General features: G+C 42.5%; 20 protein-coding genes, 6 tRNA genes and 1 pseudogene. 16 read left to right on the forward strand and 11 right to left on the reverse strand.

What is annotated here, in order from left to right; all coding sequences use genetic code 11:
• Positions 1-20: 20 nt before the first annotated feature.
• The 3 genes from B3R63_RS09040 to B3R63_RS09050 all read right to left on the reverse strand — a co-directional run bounded on the left by B3R63_RS09040 (position 21) and on the right by B3R63_RS09050 (position 4,909).
• Entirely contained in the window at positions 21-3,125 is a 3,105-nt protein-coding gene (locus B3R63_RS09040; RefSeq protein ID WP_286729894.1) for an efflux RND transporter permease subunit, read from the reverse strand.
• A 12-nt stretch (positions 3,126-3,137) separates the two neighbouring features.
• The gene (locus B3R63_RS09045) at positions 3,138-4,265 is read right to left on the reverse strand and encodes an efflux RND transporter periplasmic adaptor subunit (protein ID WP_286729896.1); all 1,128 of its coding nucleotides are present in this window, start codon (positions 4,263-4,265) and stop codon (positions 3,138-3,140) included.
• A gap of 62 nt (positions 4,266-4,327) precedes the next feature.
• A complete protein-coding gene (locus B3R63_RS09050; protein WP_286730682.1) occupies positions 4,328-4,909 on the reverse strand; it encodes a hypothetical protein in 582 nt (193 codons plus the stop codon).
• Positions 4,910-5,247: 338 nt separating this feature from the next.
• Here B3R63_RS09050 and pilG point away from each other — a divergent pair, with 338 nt between their 5' ends.
• The 6 genes from pilG (at position 5,248) to B3R63_RS09080 (ending at position 13,716) form a co-directional block, all read left to right on the forward strand.
• On the forward strand, positions 5,248-5,631 hold the full coding sequence (gene pilG, locus B3R63_RS09055; protein ID WP_005018759.1) for a twitching motility response regulator PilG: 384 nt from the start codon (positions 5,248-5,250) through the stop codon (positions 5,629-5,631).
• A gap of 21 nt (positions 5,632-5,652) precedes the next feature.
• A complete protein-coding gene (locus B3R63_RS09060) occupies positions 5,653-6,021 on the forward strand; it encodes a response regulator (protein WP_005018768.1) in 369 nt (122 codons plus the stop codon).
• A 4-nt stretch (positions 6,022-6,025) separates the two neighbouring features.
• Entirely contained in the window at positions 6,026-6,562 is a 537-nt protein-coding gene (locus B3R63_RS09065; RefSeq protein ID WP_005018769.1) for a chemotaxis protein CheW, read from the forward strand.
• 45 nt (positions 6,563-6,607) lie between these two features.
• A complete protein-coding gene (locus B3R63_RS09070) occupies positions 6,608-8,689 on the forward strand; it encodes a methyl-accepting chemotaxis protein (protein ID WP_005018770.1) in 2,082 nt (693 codons plus the stop codon).
• A 165-nt stretch (positions 8,690-8,854) separates the two neighbouring features.
• Positions 8,855-13,237 (forward strand): Hpt domain-containing protein, encoded by a 4,383-nt coding sequence (locus B3R63_RS09075; protein ID WP_286729900.1) that lies wholly within the window; start codon positions 8,855-8,857, stop codon positions 13,235-13,237.
• 14 nt (positions 13,238-13,251) lie between these two features.
• Positions 13,252-13,716 carry a hypothetical protein gene (locus B3R63_RS09080; protein ID WP_286729902.1) on the forward strand — a complete coding sequence of 155 codons (465 nt, stop codon included), beginning with the start codon at positions 13,252-13,254 and terminating at the stop codon, positions 13,714-13,716.
• Between the two features lie 58 nt (positions 13,717-13,774).
• Here the strand turns inward: B3R63_RS09080 and dapE are convergent, their stop codons facing one another.
• The 3 genes from dapE to B3R63_RS09095 all read right to left on the reverse strand — a co-directional run bounded on the left by dapE (position 13,775) and on the right by B3R63_RS09095 (position 16,203).
• Positions 13,775-14,911 carry a succinyl-diaminopimelate desuccinylase gene (gene dapE / locus B3R63_RS09085; protein ID WP_106438854.1) on the reverse strand — a complete coding sequence of 379 codons (1,137 nt, stop codon included), beginning with the start codon at positions 14,909-14,911 and terminating at the stop codon, positions 13,775-13,777.
• Positions 14,912-15,055: 144 nt separating this feature from the next.
• Positions 15,056-15,196: an entericidin A/B family lipoprotein gene (locus tag B3R63_RS09090; protein WP_005018775.1), complete on the reverse strand. Its 141-nt coding sequence runs from the start codon at positions 15,194-15,196 to the stop codon at positions 15,056-15,058.
• A gap of 137 nt (positions 15,197-15,333) precedes the next feature.
• Positions 15,334-16,203 (reverse strand): DUF1853 family protein, encoded by an 870-nt coding sequence (locus B3R63_RS09095; RefSeq protein WP_286729905.1) that lies wholly within the window; start codon positions 16,201-16,203, stop codon positions 15,334-15,336.
• A gap of 105 nt (positions 16,204-16,308) precedes the next feature.
• On the opposite strand from B3R63_RS09095, the gene B3R63_RS09100 reads away from it, so the two are divergent.
• From B3R63_RS09100 to B3R63_RS09140, 9 genes are all read left to right on the forward strand, one after another.
• Complete coding sequence (locus B3R63_RS09100; RefSeq protein WP_284909020.1) at positions 16,309-16,716, forward strand: YbaN family protein; 408 nt, start codon at positions 16,309-16,311, stop codon at positions 16,714-16,716.
• Between the two features lie 3 nt (positions 16,717-16,719).
• A complete protein-coding gene (gene elsL / locus B3R63_RS09105) occupies positions 16,720-17,229 on the forward strand; it encodes a cell wall-recycling L,D-carboxypeptidase ElsL (RefSeq protein WP_248132411.1) in 510 nt (169 codons plus the stop codon).
• 228 nt (positions 17,230-17,457) lie between these two features.
• A tRNA-Val gene (locus B3R63_RS09110) sits at positions 17,458-17,533 on the forward strand.
• 24 nt (positions 17,534-17,557) lie between these two features.
• Positions 17,558-17,634 (forward strand) — tRNA-Asp (locus tag B3R63_RS09115).
• A gap of 45 nt (positions 17,635-17,679) precedes the next feature.
• A tRNA-Asp gene (locus B3R63_RS09120) sits at positions 17,680-17,756 on the forward strand.
• A 19-nt stretch (positions 17,757-17,775) separates the two neighbouring features.
• Positions 17,776-17,851, forward strand: a tRNA-Val gene (locus B3R63_RS09125).
• Positions 17,852-17,894: 43 nt separating this feature from the next.
• Positions 17,895-17,971: transfer RNA gene (locus B3R63_RS09130), tRNA-Asp, on the forward strand.
• Positions 17,972-18,073: 102 nt separating this feature from the next.
• Positions 18,074-18,149, forward strand: a tRNA-Val gene (locus B3R63_RS09135).
• Positions 18,150-18,225: 76 nt separating this feature from the next.
• Positions 18,226-18,687, forward strand: coding sequence for a DUF2750 domain-containing protein (locus B3R63_RS09140; RefSeq protein WP_005404351.1), 462 nt, complete (start codon positions 18,226-18,228; stop codon positions 18,685-18,687).
• Between the two features lie 58 nt (positions 18,688-18,745).
• Here the strand turns inward: B3R63_RS09140 and B3R63_RS09145 are convergent, their stop codons facing one another.
• On the reverse strand, positions 18,746-19,921 hold the full coding sequence (locus B3R63_RS09145; RefSeq protein WP_286729909.1) for a thiolase family protein: 1,176 nt from the start codon (positions 19,919-19,921) through the stop codon (positions 18,746-18,748).
• 110 nt (positions 19,922-20,031) lie between these two features.
• On the reverse strand, positions 20,032-20,556 hold the full coding sequence (locus B3R63_RS09150; protein WP_005027608.1) for a type IV pilin protein: 525 nt from the start codon (positions 20,554-20,556) through the stop codon (positions 20,032-20,034).
• A gap of 382 nt (positions 20,557-20,938) precedes the next feature.
• Between B3R63_RS09150 and omp38 the strand changes: the two genes are divergently transcribed.
• Positions 20,939-21,985, forward strand: coding sequence for an outer membrane protein Omp38 (gene omp38, locus B3R63_RS09155; RefSeq protein ID WP_265768708.1), 1,047 nt, complete (start codon positions 20,939-20,941; stop codon positions 21,983-21,985).
• Positions 21,986-22,386: 401 nt separating this feature from the next.
• Here the strand turns inward: omp38 and B3R63_RS09160 are convergent.
• The 3 genes and pseudogenes from B3R63_RS09160 to B3R63_RS09170 form a co-directional block, all read right to left on the reverse strand.
• Positions 22,387-23,825: pseudogene (locus tag B3R63_RS09160) on the reverse strand (amino acid permease).
• 18 nt (positions 23,826-23,843) lie between these two features.
• On the reverse strand, positions 23,844-24,860 hold the full coding sequence (locus tag B3R63_RS09165; RefSeq protein WP_286729912.1) for a class I SAM-dependent methyltransferase: 1,017 nt from the start codon (positions 24,858-24,860) through the stop codon (positions 23,844-23,846).
• A 59-nt stretch (positions 24,861-24,919) separates the two neighbouring features.
• Positions 24,920-26,290, reverse strand: coding sequence for a uracil-xanthine permease family protein (locus B3R63_RS09170; RefSeq protein WP_005018788.1), 1,371 nt, complete (start codon positions 26,288-26,290; stop codon positions 24,920-24,922).
• Positions 26,291-26,372: the final 82 nt, after the last annotated feature.

The raw sequence follows: 26,372 nt of genomic DNA on the forward strand, positions 1-26,372 counted from the left end.
TCATTTTTTTCATGGCCTGATTATGACATTAATTTACGGAATTGATGTATCATCAGGTTCTTTAGATCATCCAGATAAGTAAAAATGACTGGAACCACGACCAGTGTCAACAACGTAGAGGTAATCACGCCACCAATTACAGCATGGGCCATGGGCGAACTCTGTTCACCACTTTCACCTAAGCCCAGTGCCAGCGGTACCATCCCCATGACCATAGCGCTAGTTGTCATCAGAATGGGTCTCAAGCGTGTTGTACCCGCAGCAATAATGGCATCGTAGCGGTCCATTCCACTTTCAATTCCTTTTTTAATAAAATCAATCAGCAAAATGGCATTTTTGGTCACCAGACCCATTAACATGATGATACCGATAATCGAGAACAGGTTCATGGTCGAGTTAAATAGATAGAGGGCCAAGAATACCCCAATCAGTGAAAGGGGGAGAGAAGCCATAATAGCAGCCGGATGAATAAAGCTATTAAACTGTGAACCTAAAACAATATAGATAAATACAATGGATAAGGTAATTGCAGTAATTGCATATCCTAAAGATTCAGCCATATCTGCATTAGCGCCTTCCGTGTCGAAACTATAGCCGGGCGGCAACTTGAACTGGGCTTGCATGGCATCAATATCCCGGCCAATATCGCCAGCAGGGCGGCCTGAAGTATTCGCTTCAATCAGCACTTCACGGGACAGTTCACGGCGGTTAATCTGGGACGCACCTGAAGTTTCCTTGAAGCTTGCGACCGTTGCTAGCGGAACCAGAATATTCTGGTTGTTATTATCCAGTTTTTCTGAAGTAATATACATATTCTGGATATCACTTGGCAGAGTGCGCGCATTTTCACTCAAGCGTAAATTAACGTCATAGTTCTCCCCACGTTCATCTTCCCAGGTTGTGACGTTATCACCTGCAATTAGTGGACGTACGACATTTGCAATCTGGTTCACTGATAGTCCTAAATCACTGGCCAAGATACGATTAATACTGACAGAGAGTGTAGGTTTTGGCTCTTTAAGAGAAGTTTCAAGATCAACCACACCATTAATTTTTTTCATTTCTGCCATAAAACGGTCGGATATTCTCTGGAGTTCATCCAGATCGGGTCCTTTGATTGAAATCTGGATAGGTTTGCGTCCACCGGAAACGACCTCATCTGCCGATGCCACTGAAGTAATAGTAATACCACCGACCTGTTGTAACCGGTTACGCAGGTCATTGTTCAGATCATTTAAGGTTTGTTCACGTTCGTGTCTTGGCGTAACAGTCACCCGGATGCTGCCGTGGTTTTTTCCGCGGTCAGTCATACCGTTAATTACGCCATATGTGGTCTGTACTTCCGGGTGCTGCCGAATAATATTTTCGACCTGTTGCAGTTTTGCCTGGGTATATTGCAAAGAGGCATCAACCGGAGTTTCAAACTTTACCCGGATAGAACCTTTGTCAGGTGTAGGTACAAATTCAGTACCGATCAGTTTTGACAAGGCAAACGCCCCAAATAAAGAAAGTACAGCAATCAATACTGTTAACAGGCGAAAGCGTAAGGCTAACCTGAGCAACTTTTCATAAACTGCTGTCAGGTCATCCAGCTTTTTAGAAGTCCATGCAAAAAAACGAGTTAAAGCATTCTGTTTTTTAGGCCTGTCTTTGCGTTCAGCCCAGTGTGCAGAGAGCATCGGGTCAAGAGTAAAGCTGACAAACATGGAGATCAGGACAGCGGTACTAACAGTAACGCCAAACTGATAGAAGAAACGGCCAATAATGCCGCCCATGAAAGCGACAGGCAAAAATACAGCCACAATGGTAAGGGTAGTTGCCAGCACTGCCAGTCCAATTTCTTTAGTACCATCAAGTGCTGCGGTCACATGATCTTTACCCATATCACTGTGCCGGACAATATTTTCCCGAACTACAATCGCATCATCAATTAGTAAGCCGATACTTAAAGAGAGTGCCAGTAGAGTCATCATATTGATAGTAAAACCAAATGCCCAGATAAAGGTTAGTGTTCCGAGCAAGGCAATCGGCAGAGTTAAACCGGTAATGACAGTAGAGCGGAAAGAGCCTAAAAACAACAGTACAATAATAATTGCCAGTACCGCCCCCTCTACAATGGTACGGGCAACGTCCTTAATGGTGGATTGAATTGATTCTGAGTTATCAACTACTACTTTTAGCGTAGTACCTGCCGGTAACTGTTGCTCGATCCGGTCAATGACTTGATAGGCATTTTTGACCACATCTACAATATTGGCGTCCGCACTACGTAAAATATCAATGGCAACTGCTGACTTGCCATTTAAATAGGCCGCGGTTTCCATTTCAGCCTGAGAGTCGGTAATCGTGGCAACCTGTTTTAGGTAAACTGGAGTACCTTGTTTATTGGCTATAATAAGCTCGCCGAACTGATACGGATTGAGAACCTTGGCCTGAATTTCAACCACCAGTTCCGAGTCAGGTTGCTGCAACGCTCCACCTGGAATCTGTACATTTTCATTTTTTAAAGTATTAATTACCTGGTCAATACCGACTCCAAAGCTTTGGAGCTTTTTTGGATCGACTGCAATACGGATTTGTCGCTGTGCATCGCCGAGCAGATTAACGTTACCGACTCCTTCTACAGTCCTTAACTGCGGTAAAATCCGCTGATCCAGATAAGAGCTCAGGTCTTTTAATGACATGTTATTAGATTCGAATACCAGCGACATGATGGCACTTGAGGTCGGATCATACCGCTCTACTACCGGATCTTCAATTTCATCCCTGAACTGTGCTGTTACTGATGCAATTTTATCGCGAACGTCTTGTGCGGCTACAGAGGATGAAATATCCAAGTCAAATTCTGCCACAATGGTTGAAAGCCCTTCGCTTGAGGTCGAGGTAAGCTTTTTCAGGCCTGAAATGGTGTTAATCTGATCTTCCATTTTTTTTGTAATTTCAGACTCAACCGTTTCCGGGGATGCGCCTGGGTAACTGGTATACACCACTACAAAGGGAAAATCTACGTCGGGATATTCTTCTACACCCATTCGTTGCCATGAGGCAAGTCCCAGCACCATCAAACATAACATCATCATGATAGTAAAGACCGGGTACTTCACACTGATCCGCGTAAACCACATATGTCTAGATCCTTATGATGCAGGCTTGCTGATACTGACCGGCTGGTTAACCTGATCATTGGAAAACTGGACCCGGCTGACCACATCCGTATTTTGCAGTCCTTTTACCACAGCCGTATTATTGCTGAAGTCTTGACGCAGAAGAGTAAGGGGAACCTTGGTAATACGATTATTGCGGATAGCCCAGACATATGGGCTCTGGTCTATGCTCTGAATCACATCTAGAGGTATAAGCTGACCCTGAAGCTGGTCACTGCTAATGATATAACCTTCAACAAAAGCACCAATACTTAGGGACTGAATGGCTTCATTTGGTCTTGCAAAGAACTCAATCTGGCGGCTGACCTGATTAGCAATTGGTGAAATCCGGCTTAAGGTTGCAGTGAGCTGCGCCGAGTTACCCTGAATCTGGTATTCGATTTTCTGGCCGACTTTCAAGGCCTGCTGCTGATCAGCTGGTAAGGATGCCTGTATTTCCAGCTGGCTAGGATCAACAATTTCAAATAAGGTCTGACCGGCGCTCACTGTCTGGCCCGGCTCCACTTGGCGTGCAGTAATTACACCTGAAATCGGACTGCGTAAAATACCGTCTCGGTCAGCTTTTTGTGCAATATCTACATTCGCCTGTTGAGCTCTGACGTTTTCCTGCTGGCCTCTATAGTCAACTTGGGCTTCTTCATACTCTACCTTGGAGATAAATCCTTGATTAAACAGGCGACGTTTACGTTCTACCATTAAACGACTCTGTTCAGCCTGAGCACGGGTAGAGGCTAAATTAGCTTGTGCTTGAGCCAGTCTGGCAGCATTATCCTGATTATTAAGCTGCACTAGCACTTGGCCTTTATGAACAGACTGACCTACGGATGCATTCACTTGAGTGGCAGTTGCTGTAATTTGTGCCTGAATTGAGCTTTGATTTACAGCTTTAATTGTTCCGGTAAAAGCCGTTCTATTAAATAAAGTACCACTTTTAACCGGAATCAGATCTTGAGGAATCAGTTCAATTTTAGTGGCTTCGGTCGGTGTTGCAACAGGTTCTGACCTGTCACAGGCTATTAAAGCCAGACAGAGACATAACAGGCTTATTCTGGGAATAAGGTCAAGAGTAGGCAGAGTCAATATACGCGTTGCTACTCGCATGCATATTCATCCTTATGTTCAGCATAATGCTTTTAAATTATTTTTCTCTAAAAAAGCTTACATTATTCAATGGCTTTTAAACGTGAGATAATTCTGTCGTATTGGGCTTGGGTATTGCGATAGTTCGTTTGTAAAGAAGTAATATTATTTTTAATGAGAACAATATTCTGATAATTGCTGTTCAGACTATTTTTCAAGACAGGAGGTACAGGTTGGCCTTTCCTTAAATAATCCATTTCCTGCCGTTTAAAATAGATCCGGTCACTCTGTAATTGTCGAAGTTGGTCTTGTTGAAAACTAAGCTGTTTTTTGAGGTTAGCTAAATGTTCATCACGTTTAGCCTGAGCTACCCGGCTGTTGGTATATGCTCTTTTAAGTTTTAGGTCCTGTTCACGCTCTCGGGCCTGAACGGCGCGCTGTGGAGCCTGCTTTATGTCTTTATCTACATTGTAGGGCCGACTGCGTTGAATAACCTGCATATTCTGATCTAGTGCTTCATATCCATAACGAATATGGGCCGGTGTCACCGAGGTACTAATATTGGCAATACCATTGTTATCATAATAACGGTACCACACCGCTTTAGGTGTTTCATTGACATTTGCAATGACTGGAATAGTCAGGCAGCTCAGGCTGCAAACTATCAAAAACTCACGGGTTATATTTTTCGTTCGTATCCAGCAACTTTTAGCTATAGCATGTAACACCATAAAATTCCCCAACACACTGGACCGAAGCACTTATCTTTCAGTAATAAAATTGTTATATTAGAGCTGATTTTTGCAGTTAAAAATACGGTATAGGCAAAAAAAAACCAGTTTCTGATAAAAACATAAATTATCTTATTGATTTAAATGACACCCTATAAAGCTATACTTAAAATGTTCATTGGAAATACAAGTAAATTTATGTTAAAAAAGTTGAATAACTGTAAAAATTAATCCGTCAAATATTATGTTGAATAAGCGGGAAGGCCGATTAGATGGAAGACAAATTTCAAAACCTTAAGGTTATGGTAATCGATGATTCAAAAACTATTCGCCGTACAGCAGAAACTTTGCTGCAACGTGAGGGCTGTGAGGTAATTACTGCAGTTGATGGTTTTGAAGCATTGTCCAAGATTGCCGAAGCCAATCCTGATATTGTCTTTGTCGATATCATGATGCCACGTCTAGATGGTTACCAGACCTGTGCACTGATTAAAAACTCACAAAATTATCAGAATATACCGGTCATTATGCTGTCTAGTAAAGATGGGCTATTTGATCAGGCTAAAGGTCGTGTAGTGGGTTCGGATGAATATCTGACCAAACCGTTTAGTAAAGACGAATTGCTCAATGCAATACGTAATCATGTCAGTGTCTAGAAAAAGAACTTGGGGAAGAAAATGGCTCGTATCTTGATTGTTGATGACTCACCTACCGAAACTTTCCGTTTTAAAGAGATCTTGACCAAGCATGGTTATGAGGTTCTTGAAGCGACTAATGGCGCAGATGGGGTAACTATTGCCCAGGCAGAATTACCGGACCTGGTATTGATGGATGTGGTGATGCCGGGTGTTAACGGTTTTCAGGCAACTCGTCAGATTGCTCGTGGTGAAACAACTAAAGATATCCCGGTGGTCATTGTCAGTACAAAAGACCAGGCAACTGACCGGGTTTGGGGCAAGCGTCAAGGCGCCCGTGACTATCTAACCAAACCTGTTGATGAAAATAAACTAATCGAAGTAATCCAACAATACCTCAACGCAGGATAGTGCTATGGCAGCAAATGGATTTATCGAATTACTTCGGCTGGCAAAGCGTGGCAACCGTAGCTATGCTGCCAGCAATAATGAAGTAAACCGGTGGTCAGGTATTGCTTTTGAAATGCTGGGGCAATATTTTGTTGCTCCACTTGGGGAGGTTTCTGAGGTTATTTATCCTCCAAAGTATACCGCAGTTCCTAATACTCAGCCTTGGGTACGTGGACTGGCTAATATTCGGGGAAGACTACTTTGTGTGGCTGACTTGGCACAGTTTATATCTGGACAACGCAGCAATTTCTCACCTACTCAAAAAGTACTCTGCATTAGTCATAATGAACAATATGTGGGTGTGGTGGTCGATCGGGTTTTGGGGATTCAGCATTTTAACAAACAAAGTTTTTTTTCAAAGAATGACGGGCTGGAGGATCAGTTAAATCCATATTGTCAGGGTTATTTTTATCAGCATAACCAGCATTGGCATGTGTTTTTATTCAGCCGTTTATTGAAAGACTCACAGTACATGAACGCATCTACAAAATTTATAAACTAATTTGACGCGCCTACTCAATAAAAGCGTTTTCAGGGGAGAGGCTGTATGGGCTTTAAACTCAAAAAGAAAAATACGGGAGAAAGCGGTGCTGCTCACAGCAGTAATGCGTTTTTAACCAAAATACAAACACAAGTCGAAGACTTTGCACGGTTATTTGGAGATAGTTCCAAATCTAAACCGTTTATTTATGGGGCAGCATTATCTTTAATTCTATCCGTTATTCTTTTACTGTTTTTATTCTATAGCGTACCTCGTCATAATGAGTTAACTCGTAGTTTGGGTGAATTGCGTCTACTGTCGCAAACTATTTCCCGTCAAGCAACCGAGGCGACTGCTTCTGGAACGCCTGAGTCCATTAAAACCCTGTCACAGTCACAGGCGCGCTTTGCTGAAAACCTAGAAACTGTACAGGATATTCATGGCTCAACTGATGCCGAGGTTCGGCAGGTTGAACAGACCTGGAATGCGGTATCTCGAAATATTGACCAGATTACCAGCCAGCAAAAAATTATTAACAAACTCTACGATACCAATATTGCTATTTCTGAAACCATTCCAGGTATTCAGGCAGAATATAACCTGCTAGTCGACCAGATGGCACGACAAAATATGAGTAGTAGCCAGGTAGTTATTGCTAAAAACCAGGTATTTATCGCGGAACGTATCTTGCGTTCGATCAGTTCCGTACTTGTGGGTAATGATAGCTCACGTGAATCTGCAGACGACTTCAATGCTGATACTGAAACTTTCGGTACTTATCTCAATGCACAGCTGAACGGCAGTAGTGAGCTAGGTGTAGAGCGTATTAATGACCCTGCATTACGTGAATCTCTAACCAATATTCAAGATGAGTATAATGCGGTCTTAAAATCTGCTGCAGCGACAGTTCTAAATAACTCCAACCAGATTGTTCAGGTCCGTCAGGCATCAGCACAAATTTTCTCTCAATCTGACGAACTGCTGGCAGCTCTAAACAAACTGACTGAGTCGGCAAGTAGTAACTGGGCAGAAGTGGCTCTTGCAATTCTGCTGCTGGCGTCAATTGCTGCCTTGATCTTCTCTGTAATTAAACTTCTGGCACTGCGGGGAGCGACGGATAAACAGCGTGTGACCCGCCTACAGGACGAATACGACCGTAACCAGAATGCAATTTTACGTCTGCTGGATGAAATTGCAGATCTTGCAGATGGTGACTTGCGTTCTTATGCAACCGTATCTGAAGACTTTACTGGTGCGATTGCGGATTCGATTAACTTTGCGATCGACCAGCTACGTGATCTGGTATCACGTATCAATGAAACCTCGCAAGAAGTATCACGTTATACCCAAAATACGCAGAATATTACTAACCAGCTGGCTGAGGCTTCAGAACATCAGGCTCAGGAAATTGCCGGCGCTTCCAGTGCAATCAGTGAAATGGCAACCTCAATTGACCAGGTATCTGCCAATGCTTCTGAATCTGCCGAGGTTGCACAGCGCTCAGTACAGATTGCTTCTAATGGTGCAGACGTTGTAAACCGCTCTATTGAAGGGATGGATACCATCCGTGAACAGATTCAGGAAACATCAAAGCGTATTAAGCGTCTGGGTGAGTCTTCTCAGGAAATTGGTAATATCGTTTCCCTCATCAATGATATTGCAGACCAGACAAATATTCTGGCATTGAATGCGGCTATTCAGGCATCGATGGCTGGTGAAGCAGGCCGTGGCTTTGCTGTGGTTGCCGATGAAGTACAGCGTCTTGCAGAGCGCTCAACCTCTGCAACGAAACAGATCGAGACACTGGTAAAAACCATTCAGGCCGATACCAATGAAGCAGTAATCTCGATGGAGCAGACCACAGCCGAGGTAGTACGCGGTGCCAATCTGGCAAAAGATGCGGGTATTGCACTGGATGAAATTCAGAAAGTATCAGGCGATCTGGCAAAACTGATTGCGAGCATTTCTGATGCTGCAAAGTTACAGGCTGCTTCAGCAGGTCATATTTCCAGTACCATGAGTATCGTACAGGAAATTACCTCGCAGACCACCAGCGCTACTTTCGATACTGCACGTTCAGTATCAGAGCTGGCCAGTATGGCAGAGTCACTACGTGAATCTGTAACTGACTTTAAACTGCCTGAATAACCTCAATAAAAATAGAAAACCAGACAGCAGTCCCTGAAGCAGGCTGCTGTCACAGGCACTAAGCGCATCGACAAGATGAATTCGTGTTCGAAAGTAACGTCTTGCATGATGGTTACAAAATAGTTTTCTGCCGGTCTTGGTAGAAGAAACGAAGAAGTTTTAGCTATGAAACAAATACTAAAAGACCTGATTGGAACAACGACTCTTCCTGAAGATAGCTATCTTGACCAAGATGCAGAGATTCTTGAAATTTTTGTTGAAGAACTAGAAGAAATCTTTACTGATTTGGATGTTTTGATCCAGCAGTGGATACAGCAGCCTGAGCAGCAGGACAAGCTGACCAGTATTCGCCGTTATTTTCATACCTTAAAAGGCTCCGGCCGGATGGTAGGAGCTAAAAGTTCCGGTGAGTTAGCTTGGACGGTTGAAGATCTCTTGAATCGAATAATTGCTAAAACACAGGCTTTTACCCCGGCGATCAGTCGTTATGTAGAATTAGTCTTTAAGATTTACAAATACAAGTTATTTTATAACTTTCAAAATAGTCAGCCTCATGCGATTGATTTGCGTCCCCTCGTATTGATCGGGCAACAACTGCAACAGCAGGGCAGTCTTGAACCGGCACTTGAGGAATTACTGGAGCTTAGCTGGACCTTATTTTCGTCTGAAACAGTCACCGGGCTTGAGCTGGTGGAACATACAGCAGAGACTCTACCACCACTAGGTGTAGAGAAGCTTGAAATTCACGAGGAATTTGATTCATTAACTGCCGAGACACTGGCGATCTTTCTTGAAGAGTCGGAAGAACATCTGGCAACTATTGATGAGTTCTTGAATAATAATGAACAGGGCAGTAATTATAATGCTCTGATCCGCGCTTTACATACTTTGCGTGGCAGCTCGGCCATGGCTCAGGTAGAACACATATTTGAAGCAAGTAGTAAAGTTGAAAACCTGTTTAAAACAATGCTGCAAGATGAGCTGGTATCTACTTCAAATGAAACCGCTTTACTTACTCATTATGCTGAATTTGTAAGAGATTATCTCTACATTCTAAAACAGGAATGTAATATAGAACAGTTGGAACAGGTTTATCAGACCTTTAATCATGCTTGGGAAAACTACGGATTCCATCAAGAACCTGTGGATGATCTCGTGAACCCTCAAGGTCTGGTTTCAAGGCTCCTCGAGCTTGAAATCAACCAGTTGCTAGATGCCGAGTTCGAGTTTGATCAGCGGGTCCGTACCGAATATCCAGAATATTTACAGCTTTTGGTACAGCAGGCACAGGAGCTGGTTGAACATACACGAAACCGTGCCTCCCAAGGCGTATATGATTTTACATTAGAACTACTTCAGAGCTATCAGCAGCTCTTGGCAAAACCGCAGCTATTAAATCTTGATTATGCATATGAACTTTATACTCAAGCTCATCAGCAGCTGATTTATCTGTTTGATACGCTTGCAGCGGGACAACGTGTCAGCCTGAGCCCGGCTCATCAAAGTCTGCTTGAAGAATTATCTGCATTTGTACAGCAAGAAATAGAACAGGTAGAAGAGTTGTCCACTGTTACTGAGCCTTTTAAAGCTCCGGTTGACGTAGCAGTTTTGGAACATACTTTCAACCTGGGAGAGCTTTCAGCACGTATAGCGGCTGATAAAGCGCTGATGCATTCTGAACATAGTAATCAGGTTGCTGATGCTGATCTGCGCGATATCTTCTTGGAAGAGGCCGAAGAATTACTGGCTGGTATGGATAGTGACCTGAACAGTTGGACAAAAGAATCAGGCCAAGTTACTGCTCTGAACAATCTAATGCGTTATTTGCATACCTTAAAAGGTGGTGCAAACATGGTGCAGGCCACCCATATGGGATTAATTGCACATGAGCTGGAAAGCATTTATCAGAGAATTATTAACGGGCAGGTTCAGGTCTCTACTGTACTGATGAGTATTATCCGGCTGGTACAGGATGAGCTGGCAGAACGCATCCAGATACTACGTGAACAGCAGATTGACTACCCGGCGCCAGCAACTATTGAAATCCTCAAAAATATTGAGTCGATCAGCACTGGTGTATTAGTGACTACGGCTGAGCCAAAAGTAGCAGAAGAGAAGCTGTCCGAGTCGAGCCAAAATATTGAATCAGATATAGCTGATTGTACACTTGCGGATGCGGAAATCGCTGAGCATTCCGAAGAGTTACAAACAGATGAACAGGTAAGATCAATTGTTGAAGAAGTTTTTCTCGAGGAAGCCGAAGAGCTGTTACAGACCGCTCATAAATTGCTAGATCAATGGGTAGAAGAGCGCAGTAACCGGAGTCTATTACTACAGCTGCAACGGAATGCTCATAGTCTTAAGGGCGGCGCACGGATGGCCGAGCTTGAGCCGGTAGCCGTGATTGCTTATGCGCTGGAAAATACTTTTGAACAATTTGGTCTGCACAATCTTACCACCAGTGTTTATGACCCGCTTTTACATACTGCTTTACGCTGGTTGGAAAATGCTATCTTCAAAGAGCAGTATGAAAACTTTGACAGTTTGAAGCACAGCTTGGACTCGATCCAATTTACTGAAATTCCTGCTCAGCTCATCAATCAGATTCCTGCAGATAATATCGTAGCTGATGGCAGTCTGTTTGAATTCGTGCATGGTGATGGTACTGAACCGCCTTCCATGATGGGGGAATGGGACAATACAGACCGGGCTGAAAATAATGAAATGATCCGGATTTCAGCCGATCTGGTTGAGAAAATGATTGACCTTGCAGGTGAAAACTCCATTAACCGTTCCCGTATTGAAATGGATGTGGGACAGGTCGGCTCTATTCTTTCCGACATGGAACTGGCTATTCAACGACTGGCTGACCAGTTACGCCGTATGGAGGGTGAGCTTGAGAGTCAGATTATTGCCAAGCATGGTACTGAGAATTCACGTTACAGCGATTTTGATCCTTTAGAAATGGATCAGTATTCTTCGCTAAATCAGTTATCCAAATCACTGGCTGAGTCAGCATCTGACTTACTTGACTTTAAAACCACATTATCTGAAAAAATACGTGATACTGAAGGTCTGCTATTACAGCAGTCAAGGATTCAGGCAGAGATTCAGGAAAACCTGATGCGGACCCGTCTGGTACCCTTTTCTCGATTATTACCGCGTTTACAGCGCATAGCACGGCAGACCTCTTCAGCACTAAACCGTCCTGCAGAACTCGTTGTTCAAAACACTGAAGGAGAGCTGGACCGCAATATTTTAGAGCGACTGGTCACTCCGCTTGAACATATGCTGCGAAATGCAATTGATCATGGTATTGAAACGTCTGAGCAGCGTCTCAAGCAAGGGAAACCTGAAAGTGGCCGTATTGAGCTAAATATTAATCGCCAAGGTACGGATGTCATCATTACTTTTACAGATGACGGCCAAGGTATTAATCTTGAAAAGCTGAAAAATAAAGCACTAGAGCGAGGCCTGATTGGAACGGAACAAAAACTGGAAGCTGAAGAACTGGCCCAGTTGATTTTTCATCCAGGTTTAAGCACTGCAGCAGAAATTACCCAGATTTCTGGTCGTGGTGTAGGGTTGGATGTGGTACAGAGTAGTATCAAGGCGATGGGTGGTCATGTGACGGTCGAGTCTGTACAGGTGCAGGGTACAACATTTACGATTCGTGTACCAACTACAGTAGCAATCAGTGATGCCCTGATGGTTAAAGCAGGTGACCAGCAATACGCTGTACCATTGGCGCAGATTGAACGTATTGTGCGTATCTCTCCTTCTATGCTGGAAGACTATTTTGCTGGCAAAGAAGATACTTTCCGTATCGACAATATGTATTATAAGCTACGTTATCTTTCAGAGTTTGTAGCAAATCAGTCTCTGCCTCGTCTTACCGGTATAGCCCACTCTCTGCCGGTACTGCTGATTAAAGGGAGTAGTGGCCAGACAGTAGCGTTACTGGTTGACCAGTTGGTCGGATCTCGTGCACAAATTGTGGTAAAACCAGTGGGTCAACAGCTGGCCAGCGTAGGTGCAGTAGCTGGTGCAACAATTTTAGGTGATGGACAGGTTTGTCTCATTCTGGATGGGCAGTATATTGCTCGTCAGGTTCAGTCTTCATTACGTGTCAAGGAAGTAAAAGAGTCTCGTGAGTTGCATCGCTTTAATGATGAACGACGTCTGATTATGATCGTTGATGACTCAGTCACTGTACGCAAAGTCACCAGCCGATTGCTTGAGCGTCAAGGTTATGATGTAGTGACCGCTAAAGATGGTGTTGAAGCGATTGAACAGCTGGAAAGTATTAAGCCTGATTTAATGCTGCTCGATATTGAAATGCCGCGTATGGATGGTTTTGAAGTAACTAATCTGGTACGTCATCATGATGTACATCGTAATATGCCAATTATTATGATTACTTCACGTACAGGTGAAAAACATCGTGAGCGCGCTTTTGCACTCGGAGCAACGCAATATATGGGCAAACCTTTCCAGGAAGCAGACCTGTTGGCCAATATTGAAGCGTTACTTGAGGTTATGGTCTAACGCGGGAGAAAAAAATGAGTCAAACCAATGCGAATTCAACTCTGCCAAAGATTGATCAACAGGAGTTGCAGCACCTGATTACAGTATCGACCGGTTTTATCGATGCTTATATTATTCGATGCTATGCTCAGGTACCGATGTTGCTACCCCAGAATATTGTATTGTCCGCTCTTGATAGTTCGATTAACGTCGATCATATTGATTGGCATGATTTTAAGCTTCCGGTCTATAAGGTAAATAGCCCTACGGCTAAAACAGCAGTTGCACTGGTAATAGAAGGAGAGCAGGTAGATCAGCGCTTTGCCTTGATCTGTGATGAAATGCCTCAGACTATCAGACTGCGGATTTCAGAGGTGGTCGATGAAGAACAGCCTTTTGATGATTCAAATATTTATCAGTATGTACGTATGGGAGACCAGATTTTTCAGGTTCCCAACCTGAACAAGATTCAAAACCAGTTAAGTCATAAGACATTCTAAAAATTCATTTGAAACAAAAAAGGAACCGACAGGGTTCCTTTTTTTTATCTTATATTCATCAGCTCAGGAGCTGTATCAGGATTTTTTCATAAATCTCTGCTAGCGGTTCCAGATCGTCTACATTTACGTGTTCATCAATTTGGTGGATACTGGCATTCAATACCCCAAGCTCTAGCACCTGTGCACCAGTTGGAGCAATAAAACGTCCGTCTGAAGTACCACCGCTGGTTGAAAGCTTGGCCTCTACACCATTAACCTCATGTATCGCTTGTACAGCAGCGTTTACGAGCTCCCCCACGGGTGTCAGGAAAGGTAAGCCAGATAAGGTCCACTTAATATCAAAATCAACCTGATGGCGCTGTAAAATAGCAATTACTCGTGCTTTAAGCTCATCTGCGGTCACTTCAGTAGAATAACGAAAATTAAATGTAACTGTCATTGTGCCAGGCACTACATTGGTTGCACCGGTACCAGCTTGGATATTTGAAATCTGGAAAGAGGTTGCTGGAAAATACTCATTCCCGCTGTCCCATACGGTCTCACATAGCTCTGCAAGCGCTGCAGAAGCTGTATGAATCGGGTTAATCGCCAGATGTGGATATGCTACATGTCCCTGTTTACCCTTAACAGTTAAAACACCATTTAAAGAGCCCCTACGACCATTCTTAATGATATCACCGAGCTGATGAGTACTAGATGGCTCGCCCACCAGACACCAGGTCATTTTCTCATTACGGGACTCAAGTGTTTCTACTACCTTTACGGTCCCATTTATTGAAGGACCTTCTTCATCAGAAGTAATTAAAAAAGCAATTGAGCCTTTATGGTCAGGATGCTTGGCAACAAAACGTTCTGAAGCGATTACCATTGCTGCCAGAGCTGTTTTCATATCGGCACTACCACGACCATATAGCTTACCATCACGTATTTCAGGAATAAAAGGATCAGAATTCCAGGCATCCAGGTTTCCAGTGGGCACCACATCAGTATGTCCTGCAAAACAGAAAACTGGGTCTTTAGTACCACGACGGGCCCATAAATTATCTACGTCTTCAAAGCGCATGTTTTCTATATGAAAACCGACCTTTGATAAACGTTCAGCCATAATATTCTGGCAGTTATGGTCTACAGGAGTAACTGAGGGCTGGCGCAAAAGTTGCAGGCTAAGGTCGAGAGTGTCTGATGATGAAGTCATACCGGAGAGTCAATGTCTTTAAAACTTGCCGATATAATAGGGGAATATGTAATTGAAAGGGAGTTTAATTAAAGCAAAGCTAGTCTGTATAAAATTAGGAAACCCTATCCGTAGATAAGGTTTTTTGAAAAACTGATAGCAAAATTAAAGTTTTTGTTTAGTATCTTCTGCAGTATTTGATACAGCACTTCCTGCACTAGAAACATCCTCGCCCAAGCCTTTTACTGTGTTACAACCAGTCAGTACTATTGCCAAAAACATTGAAGCAGCTAAAATTTTTTTCATCATCATCTCCAAGTTAGATTTATTTTGATGTTCACTCAGGCTAAAAAATCTGCTTACTAAATAACATTATGTTTTGATAGTAGAAACGTTATTAAATGTTTCAGAAAAAGATAAATGACTTATTTATATTGCATTTTTTAAACATTATTAGAGGTTTTGAGTAAGGGAGATAGACGGTACATAAAGAACTGTGGAGATGCATGATCAGAATAATATAAACCTTGAGTCCACCATAAAGCCCTGTTCGAACTTTGCACCTGATCCGGGCATAACCACTCCTGTCGCTGTAGACGATAGTAGTCTTGCTGGGGAATATAATCGGCCCATCCTCCAAATCTACGAGAGAAATTAATCCAGGTTGAAAAGGGCTCAGAAGAGTCAGGCCAGTTTTTTAAGGGGAAGTAAAGTTGTCCCTTGAGAATAGCGTAGCGCTCTTGAATAAGATGTCCTGATACCTTTTCAAACTGGAACTGTTTCTGCGTAAAGTGATTTAGTTTGCGTAATAAGGTATCACTACGGTTAAGACCAAACCACGATGCCAAAGAAGGTTCTCTTTCAGCCAGATAATATTTTAAAGCCACTTCCCAATGTTCTGTTTTTCCCGTTTCGGTATTTAGAATTAAAAAATCCAGCTCACCAATTGTTTTTGGTCCATCAATAATCTGGATGCTATGTCCAAGTAAACGATATGGATGATATGCATGATCAAGTAGCCAGAACCAGATCAGCATTTCAAAACGTAGTCCTAGGCGCGTACTTTTAAGCTGTCGAAGGAAGAGCTCAAGTGGTTCAGGTTGCTGGTCAAGCTGTTTTAAACGGGGCAAATAGGCTTGGAAATATTTTTGCCAGATATGGTCACGATGTAAATTAAAATGATGCTTAATTATGAGTTCTTGTGGCAGGCTTTTAAGAATATTCGGACTGGCTAGACTAAAAGCCAGCTGACGTATGGCAGGATGCTTAAATTGTAACCATGGTTCAAAATAAGCCTGCTGATCACCAAACATATACATAGTCCGCCCATAAATATCATAAGAAAACGCGCAGAATAAAAATATAGTGCGCATATAAAACACTTTATACTAGCGCAATTGCGGGATTAGGAAAGAGATATGAGAACATTGTTTTGGCGAAGTCTGGTACTGATTTTTATTGTACTTGGACTGATAGGGGCAATTTTACCCGGCATGCCAACGACAGTGTTTTTAATACTTGCTGCATGGGCTGCGTCTAAAGGCTGGCCACAAATGGATAACTGGTTACTGAATCATCCAAAATATGGGCCAACGCTCAGGGCTTGGAGAGCTAATGGCACTGTTCCGCGTAAAGCGAAATGGTTGGCCAGTATCATGATGTTAATAAGCGGTATTATGATGCTATTTACTAATGCACCACTGCTTGTCAAAATCTTTACAGATGGCATCATGCTGGTTGTGGCCATCTGGTTATGGATGCGTCCTGAGCCTCAAGATCGACCTTTACAGTCCATCGAAAAAAAAGTACCGAGAGAAATTGAGTGAAAAATGTCTAGCTATACCTTGGATCAGGCAGACCTGTTAATTGATCTGGCACAGCAGAAGCTTCATCTTCCTAAACTAAAAAAGTGTTATGCCATTTCTTCTGGTAAAAATGGAGTAGGTGAGCAGGAAAATACAGGCCAGACTCCACGAGGTTGGCATCGTATAGAAAAAAAAATTGGGGCGGAACATCCTAAAAATTCAGTGTTTATTGCACGTCAGTTTACTGATGAGATTTATAGTCCTGAACTGGCTGCTCAGTTCCCACAAAGAGACTGGATTCTAACACGCATACTCTGGTTACATGGGCTTGAGCCTGGTTTTAATCAGGGAGAAGGGCGGGATACCTTCCAGCGCTATATTTATATTCATGGTACACCAGATACTGAGCCGATGGGTATTCCGATGTCACATGGCTGTATTCGTATGCGTAATGAAGAAATCATTGAGCTTTTTGATTTAGTCCCCGAGCAGGCTTTAGTTTTTCTCTCAGAAATACCGCTTGAATTGTTTTAAACAATACATAAGCCACATTATATTTATCAGATATAAGTAAAAATAGACTGTATAAACACCTCTAATTTTTTAGAGAAATGTTTAAATAAAATACAAAAAACATTGTTTTTCCTTTAATTTACCTATTTTTTAATCATTCGAAAGTATTTTTATGAAAACAGATAGAAAAGCGTTTGACACCAGATGAGGATTCTCTATAATGCACCTCACAAACGATGAAGACCTAAAGGGCGCTTAGCTCAGTTGGTAGAGCGTCTGCCTTACAAGCAGAATGTCGGCGGTTCGATCCCGTCAGCGCCCACCAAGCCTTTATGTTGTGATCTTTCGTGCAGCGGTAGTTCAGTTGGTTAGAATACCGGCCTGTCACGCCGGGGGTCGCGGGTTCGAGCCCCGTCCGCTGCGCCACTTAAGATTTCAGAGTTTGTACCACAATAGCGACATTGTGCAAATGCAGCGGTAGTTCAGTTGGTTAGAATACCGGCCTGTCACGCCGGGGGTCGCGGGTTCGAGCCCCGTCCGCTGCGCCATTTATGCAAATCCTATTGAGGGCGCTTAGCTCAGTTGGTAGAGCGTCTGCCTTACAAGCAGAATGTCGGCGGTTCGATCCCGTCAGCGCCCACCATAACTTAGTGACTTTTACATTATTTTAAATAATGTAATGTGATGCAGCGGTAGTTCAGTTGGTTAGAATACCGGCCTGTCACGCCGGGGGTCGCGGGTTCGAGCCCCGTCCGCTGCGCCATTTCATAAAATTTGGTATCCTAATTTCCTGAGATTAAGATATTAATTAGTGTATAAGCATAACTGCTTATGCTACTATCTCTAATAGCTATGCTATTTCTCAGGGCGCTTAGCTCAGTTGGTAGAGCGTCTGCCTTACAAGCAGAATGTCGGCGGTTCGATCCCGTCAGCGCCCACCATATATCCTCTTCAGTTGTAAAACATTATTTGTTCCCCTAAGATTGTCTAAAAATATTCTTAATATAACTAATAATTATGAAAAACCCTTATCAGCGTAAAACTGTATCAAAAAATCAGCAGAAACCTTATTCGGTGCTCGAGAACTATCAGCAATTTATTCAAAATATTATCGCGCAACGTATGATTATTGCGCTTTATCATGAAGGATGGGCACTCTGCGCAACGCCTTCAGGTCAGCAGGCATTTCCCGCCTGGCAAAGTAGAAGTCTGGCAAGATTGTTAATAAAAGATCAGTGGGAAAACTATAAGATTCATGAAATTACATTAAAAGATTTGATTGGAAAAGTTCTGCCTTATCTGAGGGTAAATGACACACATCTGTCTTTAGATCTGACACCAGAGGGACAAAATATTCTGGTTCGACCAGAAAAATTTTTACTTGATCTTAAAAACTATTTATATCAGCTGTATTTACAGCAACCCGAAGTATTTAGAGAAATGCAATTACCTGCTCCTCGAAGTATTCGTCTTCATTAAAAGTTTATTTTTCTAAATAAAAAATCCCGCAATAGCGGGATTTTTTATTTGATTATTTTTAAAGAATTTCAATTGCCACAGCTGTAGCCTCACCGCCACCAATACATAACGCAGCTATGCCTTTATGTCCACCTGTACGTTTCAGGGCATGAATAAGTGTCAGAATAATACGTGAGCCGGTAGAACCTACAGGATGACCAAGAGCACATGCACCGCCATGAATATTTACTTTTTCTGGATCAAGGCCAAACTCATCGATTGGGCACATGGTAACCATTGCGAATGCCTCATTAATTTCCCATAAATCGACATCAGCCGCGGTCCAGCCTGCCTTGTCTAGAACTTTTTTTACTGCACCTACCGGCGCAATGGTAAATTCAGAAGGGTGCTGGGAGTTTGAAGCGCTCGCAATAATCTTTGCTAAAGGTTGTAAACCACGTTGCTTAGCAGTTTCATCCGAGCAGAGAACAAGCGCAGATGCTCCGTCCGAAATTGAGCTGGCATTGGCTGCTGTAATTGTTCCATCTTTTGCAAAAGCCGGACGCAAAGACGGGATTTTATCAATATTGGCATTAAATGGCTGCTCATCCTGATCTACTACTGCCTCACCTTTACGGCTAGATACAGTTACAGGGACGATTTCATCTTTAAAATAACCTTCAGTAATTGCGGTTTGAGCACGTTTTAAAGAGCGGATGGCAAAATCATCCATTTGTTCACGTGTATAACCGCGCTCATTGGCCATATCCTGGGCAAAAGATCCCATCAGGCGTCCAGTTTCTGCATCTTCCAGGCCGTCAAGAAACATGTGGTCTTTGATTTCGCCATGACCCATGCGAAAACCTCCACGGGCTTTTGGCAGAAGGTAAGGCGCATTTGTCATGGACTCCATACCGCCTGCAACTACAATGTCTGCTGAACCGGCTTTGATCATATCTGCGGCCTGCATTACAGCTTTCATCCCTGACCCACAGAGTTTATTAATAGTAACAGCGCCTGTACTATCTGGAATGCCAGCCAAACGCATTGCCTGGCGAGCAGGGCCCTGTTTTAAGCCTGCTGGAAGTACGCAGCCCATAATGACTTCTTCGACGTCATGTGCCTGCAGTCTAGCACGGGAAACTGCTTCTTTAATTACTGCTGCACCCAATTCTGGTGCAGTCTTTGTAGCGAGTGAACCTTGGAAACCACCCATCGCAGTACGCGCACCGTTAAGAATCACGATGTTTACCATTGTTCTAATCTCCACTATTTCATTATAAAAATAACTGATCTTGAGCAGTATATTTAGAAAAAATTAATGAATAAAGAATAAACACTAGTGAACATTAGACTGAACAGTTCTTAGCAAGTACTTGCTAACGATTCTACTCGTAAGTGGCCCATGGGACTAAGTACTAAACGTTTATTTAGGCTGGCAGATGAGCTGGCACAATAGAAAAAACTGCCATTCGAACCACGCGGTAGCCCGGTATCTGCTTTAAAAAACAAACGCGGTTTATTAAGAGCACCTCGCCAATCTAGTCGACCATACTCAAGATCAAGCATTACTGTAGACAGTATTTTTTCATTAGAATTAAGCTCCTTATCATTATTGGTATCTATAAAGATGAGTAAACCTTTATTCCATTGCTCATCTTCACACTGCTCTAGGTTCTGGCTTGAACAGATAACTATTTGATTACGATAAGTTAATGCATAATTTTTAGCTTGAATAATCTGCATGTTTAATAAGTGTGGAAGTGATTTGGCTTCCTGCTGTGCTCGGTACTCTTGGTAAGCAGGAATAGCAAAAGAAGCTAAAATTGCCACAATCGCTATACAAACTACGAGTTCCAGTAAAGAAACTCCATTGTTATTTTTCTTCATGGTTAAAAAATTACCTGTTTATTATAGTTTTTTGTTTTTTTAACAGTAAATTAGTGTGTAGTTATTGCATTCAAAACCAGAACAAATGATCATTAGCTTAGCTTTTGAATACTGTTAAAATAAACAGAAGCGAAAAAGATAAGCTATTCATTAGAATAAATTGAGTGAAAATTTACCGAATTACAACGGAAATTGTAAGTAATTTTGTCAATAATTTACTTGATTAAAATTATCAAGCACTTGGAAAAAAAACAAAGTGTTTGTATGATTCAAAGTGAGTAGCTTAAAAATAATACTGGGGTATATATAAGCTTATCTCAGGAGCCAAAAAGTTAATTTTAGGCTGAGCTTGAACAACAATGTTATCTCTGGAGGATAATCCATGAAATTGAGTCGTATTGCACTTGCTATGCTTGTTGCTGCTCCTCTTGCTGCTGCAAATGCTGGCGTAACTATTACCCCATTAATGCTTGGTTACACAATGTTTGATACCCAGCACAACAATGGCGGTAATGACGGTGATTTAACTGATGGTGTAGAACTTGATGATGACCTGTTTGTTGGTGCAGCACTTGGTGTTGAACTTACTCCATGGTTAGGTTTTGAAGCTGAATATAGCCAGATCAAAGGCGATACCAGCGTTGCAGGCAACGAATATAAAGGCGAAAATATCGCTGGTAACTTCTATGTTACTTCTGACCTATTCACTAAAAACTATGACAGCAAAATCAAGCCTTATGCATTGTTAGGTGCTGGTCACTATAAATATGAGTTCGACACTGATGCTGGTCGTGCTGGTCGTGGCTTAGACGAAGAAGGTACTCTAGGTAACGCAGGTCTTGGTGCATTCTGGCGTATCAATGATGCTCTGTCTCTACGTACAGAAGCACGTGGTACTTACCATTTTGACGAGCAGTTCTGGAACTATACAGCTTTAGCTGGTCTGAATGTTGTTTTAGGTGGCCACCTGAAACCTGCTGCTCCTGTAGTAGAAGTTGTTCCTGTTGAGCCAACACCAATTGTTGAGCCACAACCACAAGAACTGACTGAAGATCTGAATATGGAACTTCGTGTGTTCTTTGATACTAACAAATCAAATATCAAAGATCAGTACAAGCCAGAAATCGCTAAAGTTGCTGAGAAGTTGGTAGAATATCCAAATGCTACTGCTCGCATCGATGGTCACACTGATAATACTGGTCCACGTGCACTGAACGAACGTCTGTCACTGGCTCGTGCTAACTCTGTGAAATCTTCACTGGTGAACGAGTACAATATTGATCCATCTCGCTTGACTGCTCAAGGTTTTGCCTGGGATCAACCAATTGCTGACAACAGCACTAAAGAAGGTCGTGCTATGAACCGTCGTGTGTTCGCGACAATTACTGGTAGCCGTACTGTTGTTGCTCAACCAGGTCAAGCTCAATAATCTGAGTTTAACTTAAAAAAGCAGTTCTTCGGAACTGCTTTTTTTTATACTAATTTTATTTTAACAAGCCATCTTTTAGTATCTATCTTTACTTTTAATTAATCACGGCCTATCTGTGATCAGTTCAAAATTTTTACCTTAATTTTTATTCTTAACCTATAGACTACTTATTTATCTAAATTTTTTTAAGAACAACAGGCGTAATATATTAGAATAATTTTTATTTCCTAATTTAGAAGGCAATAATTGCTTTTCATAGTTACATCTTATGTCATATGAAAATAACCAAGAACGCTACAAGTATAAAGAAATATAGAAATAAAAATACCCAGCACAATCTATATAGAATGAGCTGGGTATATTCATATTTAGAAAGAGGGTTAAGTTCTTGAAGGTAAAAACTAGTCAAGCTTTCCTGGTTTGACATCCATTTCTTTGTAAGAAACTAACTTAGTTTTATGTTTAAGCTTATAACCAAACCAGATGACTAAAAACAAGGGAATACTGATATAGGTTGATAGCAGTCCAATCCAATCAATTTTTCCTCCTGTCACAGCTTCGTAATTTTGCCCAAGAATAATAATGGAACATAAAATAAATGCGAACCATGGAGCGAAAGGAAAGAATTTTGCTCGATAAGCCAGGTCTTCAAGCTTGTAGCCTTGCGCGATATAACCTTTACGGAAACGATAATGTGAGATCGCAATACCCAACCAGACAATGAAACCGCACATGCCCGACATATTCAGTAACCAGTTAAAGACTTCCTGCTCACCGACAAATGTCGTCAAGAAGCACAGCGCGGCAATCGCAGTGGTGGCGTATAATGCGTTCATTGGAACGCCACGTAAATCCAGCTTAGAAAATATTTTTGGCGCCCGGCCTTCACGTGCCATATCAAATAACATACGAGTGGACGAATACATACCCGAGTTACCCGCCGATAGAATGGCAGTCAAAATTACAGCATTCATCAGGCTGGCAGCAAAGGCAAAGCCGGCCTGTTCATAAAGTAAAGTAAAGGGTGAAAGTGCTATATCTTCACTGGCAGCTGCTTGTAGCAATCTTGGATCATCATAGCTCACTAACGTGCCAATGATAAAAATACATACGATATAAAACAGCAGGATACGCCAGAAANNCGTTTTGGATCTTTGGATTCCCCTGCAGCTACTCCGACCATCTCAGTGCCCTGAAATGAAAAACCAGCAATCATGGCTACACCGATCATTGCCTGTAAGCCACCAACGAATGGTGCTTCGCCTTTGGTCCAGTTGCTAAAAGTAATCATTCCCGGCGTTAACATGATTTTTATAATCATGGCGATACCAATAATGATAAAGGCAATAATGGCTACTACTTTGACCATGGAAAACCAGAATTCGCTTTCTCCAAATCCTTTAACGGTCAGTGCATTGATGCCGAAAATGATGGCCAGAAAGATTGCACTCCAGTAAAAACCAGGAATATCTGGAAACCAGAATTTCATAATGAACTGAACTGCCACCAGTTCAAATGCGACAGTAATAGCCCAGTTGTACCAGTAGTTCCAGCCCAAGGCAAAACCAAACCCATCTTCTACATATTTGCTGCCATAGGTAAAAAAAGCACCAGAGGTTGGATTATGGGTGGCCAGTTCACCAAGGCTGGTCATCAGAAAATAGATCATGATACCGATTAGGCCATAAGCCAGCAGCGCACCACCAGGACCGGCATTGGCAATAGTTGATCCTGACGCAAGGAACAGTCCTGTGCCAATAGAACCACCGATCGCAATCATATTTAAGTGGCGAGCTCCCAGCTTGCGCTTGAGTTTCGCGGGCTGATTTATTTCGCTCATCGAGATTCCTTTATTACATTAACGCGCACAGGCATACAAAACTTTAAAGCCTTGTTGATCAGCCTTAAGAGTGCATTGACCAAAATGCTGTTCAATCAAATGGGGATAATTTAAAAAACGGTTTGCAACAATCCATAGCTCGCCACCATTCTTTAAATGCTGAGGCGCAGTCTTACAGAGTTCTTCGCTGGCCTCATAATGGGTATGAATACCCTGATGAAAAGGCGGATTACTGACAATTGCATCAAGCTCAAAAGGTGCATCTGCAATACTGCTCACAGGTTGCAGACGCAATTGGGATGCTGGAACCTGATTACGCTGAAAAGTAAGTTCTGTTGAACGTAAAGCAAAAGCATCGACATCAAGAGCATATACAGTATTTGCCGGATTGGATTTTGCCAAATAGCAGGCAATAACACCAGCCCCGCATCCAAAGTCGGCAAGTCTACCTGATTTTACCTGGTCCAGATAAGGAATTAATACAGCGGTGCCAACGTCCAGATGACTCTGGCTAAAAACGCCCGGAAGGGCACAAATCTCGATTTGCTGGTCTTTTAACTGGACAGTATAGGTTTTTAACCAGCTCTCAAGCGGTTTTTGCTTTTCTATATGTTCCAGTTTTAATTGCCAGAACTGGCAATGACGTGCACTGTCGAGCTTGACCGGATGCCCAAAAGTATGTAACTGCTTGGCTGCACGTTCAACACCTCCTTTTTTCTCTCCGACCAAAAATACAGACTGACCGATTTCTAAATGGCTGACAACATTATGTAGTACATAGTTAAGTAGTTCCTTGGACTTAGGAACAAATATGACCACCTGATTAAACTGTTGTTGCGGAAAATCTACACCAAAATGGGCTTTAAAACCTGCTGCCTGAAATCCCTGATAATCATTAAAATTCCAGGTCCAGATAGAAGCATCTATCTGCGGTCCCAACTGGTTTAATAGCTGATCATTGGGTGCATGAATAAAAAGCACCTGCCCAGAGAGCTGGTCAATCTGCCGCAGCACAACTTCACTTCTTGGATCCATGGTATTTCTCATCAAAAACAATGCCCAGGCTGGGCTGGGCAATATCACTATAACAAGTATTATTTCCTGGTTTCAGGTAATACGATATTAAGAATTAATGCTGCAATACCACCTGTCGCTACACCAGAACTAAAAATATTTTTAAATAATTCAGGCAAATGTTCCAGAATTTGAGGCACCTGCGCCACACCTAAGCCCAGTGCCAGAGAAATTGCAATAATCAGCAGGGCACGACGGTCAAGCTGAATACCTGACAGGATATTTACCCCGGATGCAGCAACTGCCCCGAACATCACCATCACTGCACCACCGAGTACCGCTTGTGGTACTGCCTGAATAATCCCGGCAACGGCAGGGAAGAGACCCAGGATAATCAGCATAATTGCAATCCACAGACCTACATAACGGCTAGCCACACCAGTCAGCTGAATGACACCATTATTTTGTGCAAAGACTGAACTCGGGAAAGTATTAAATAAACCTGCCAGCAAAGAGTTGGCACCATTTACCAGAACGCCACCTTTAATACGTTGCATCCAGCTATCGCCATCTACTGGCTGATTTGACAGTTTACTGGTTGCGGTAATATCACCAATTGCTTCTAATGAAGTGACCAGATAGATGAAAGCCATCGGAATAAATAAACTCCATGAGAAGCTTAAGCCAAAGTGCATTGGTGTCGGTATCTGGATTAAAGGTGCCTCTTCAAGCGTAGAGAAATCTAAATAACCCATGAATCCGGCCAGAATATAACCGGCAACTAAAGCAATTAAAATGGCGGAGCTTTTGATCCAGACTGCTCGCATACGGTTTAGCAAAATAATAATTGCCAGGACAGTACAAGACATAATCAGGTTATCGGCACTGGCAAAAGTTTTACTTTCCATTGCCTGATAGCCACCACCCATAGAGATCAGGCCTTCTTTAATTAAGGTTAACCCGATGAGCAGTACAACAATACCAGTTACTAAAGGCGTAATCAGTTTTTTTACCCAAGGTAAAATACGGGATACCCCCATTTCAATGAATGAGCCTGCAATCACTACACCGAAAATAGCAGCCATAACCGCTTCTACCGGCGTGCCTGACGCTACCATGGCTGAGCCAATCCCAATGATAGGGCCAATAAAATTAAAACTGGTGCCCTGTACAATCAGTAGTCCAGCACCAAATGGTCCGACTTTCTTACACTGCAAGAATGTCGCGATACCTGAAATGACCAGAGACATTGATAAAATCATGTTGGTATCTTCACGAGACACCCCCAGCGCCAGACAGATCAGCAGGCCTGGAGTAACAATAGGTACAATGATGGCGAGCAAATGCTGTAATGCAGCCAGAAATGCAATTAATGGACGAGGCCTGTCATTAAGGCCGTAGACTAGATCTAGACGCTCATTTTGATCAGATGAAGTGTTTAAGTCAGACATGAGACAAACAGGGGAGTGGCAAGGTGGCGCTATTCTAATCGAGTTGTTACACTTTAAAAACCTTAAAGTACACCGCTTGTCA

The organism is Acinetobacter sp. UBA1297 (genome assembly GCF_002307755.1).
In the GTDB taxonomy this organism is placed as follows: domain Bacteria; phylum Pseudomonadota; class Gammaproteobacteria; order Pseudomonadales; family Moraxellaceae; genus Acinetobacter; species Acinetobacter radioresistens.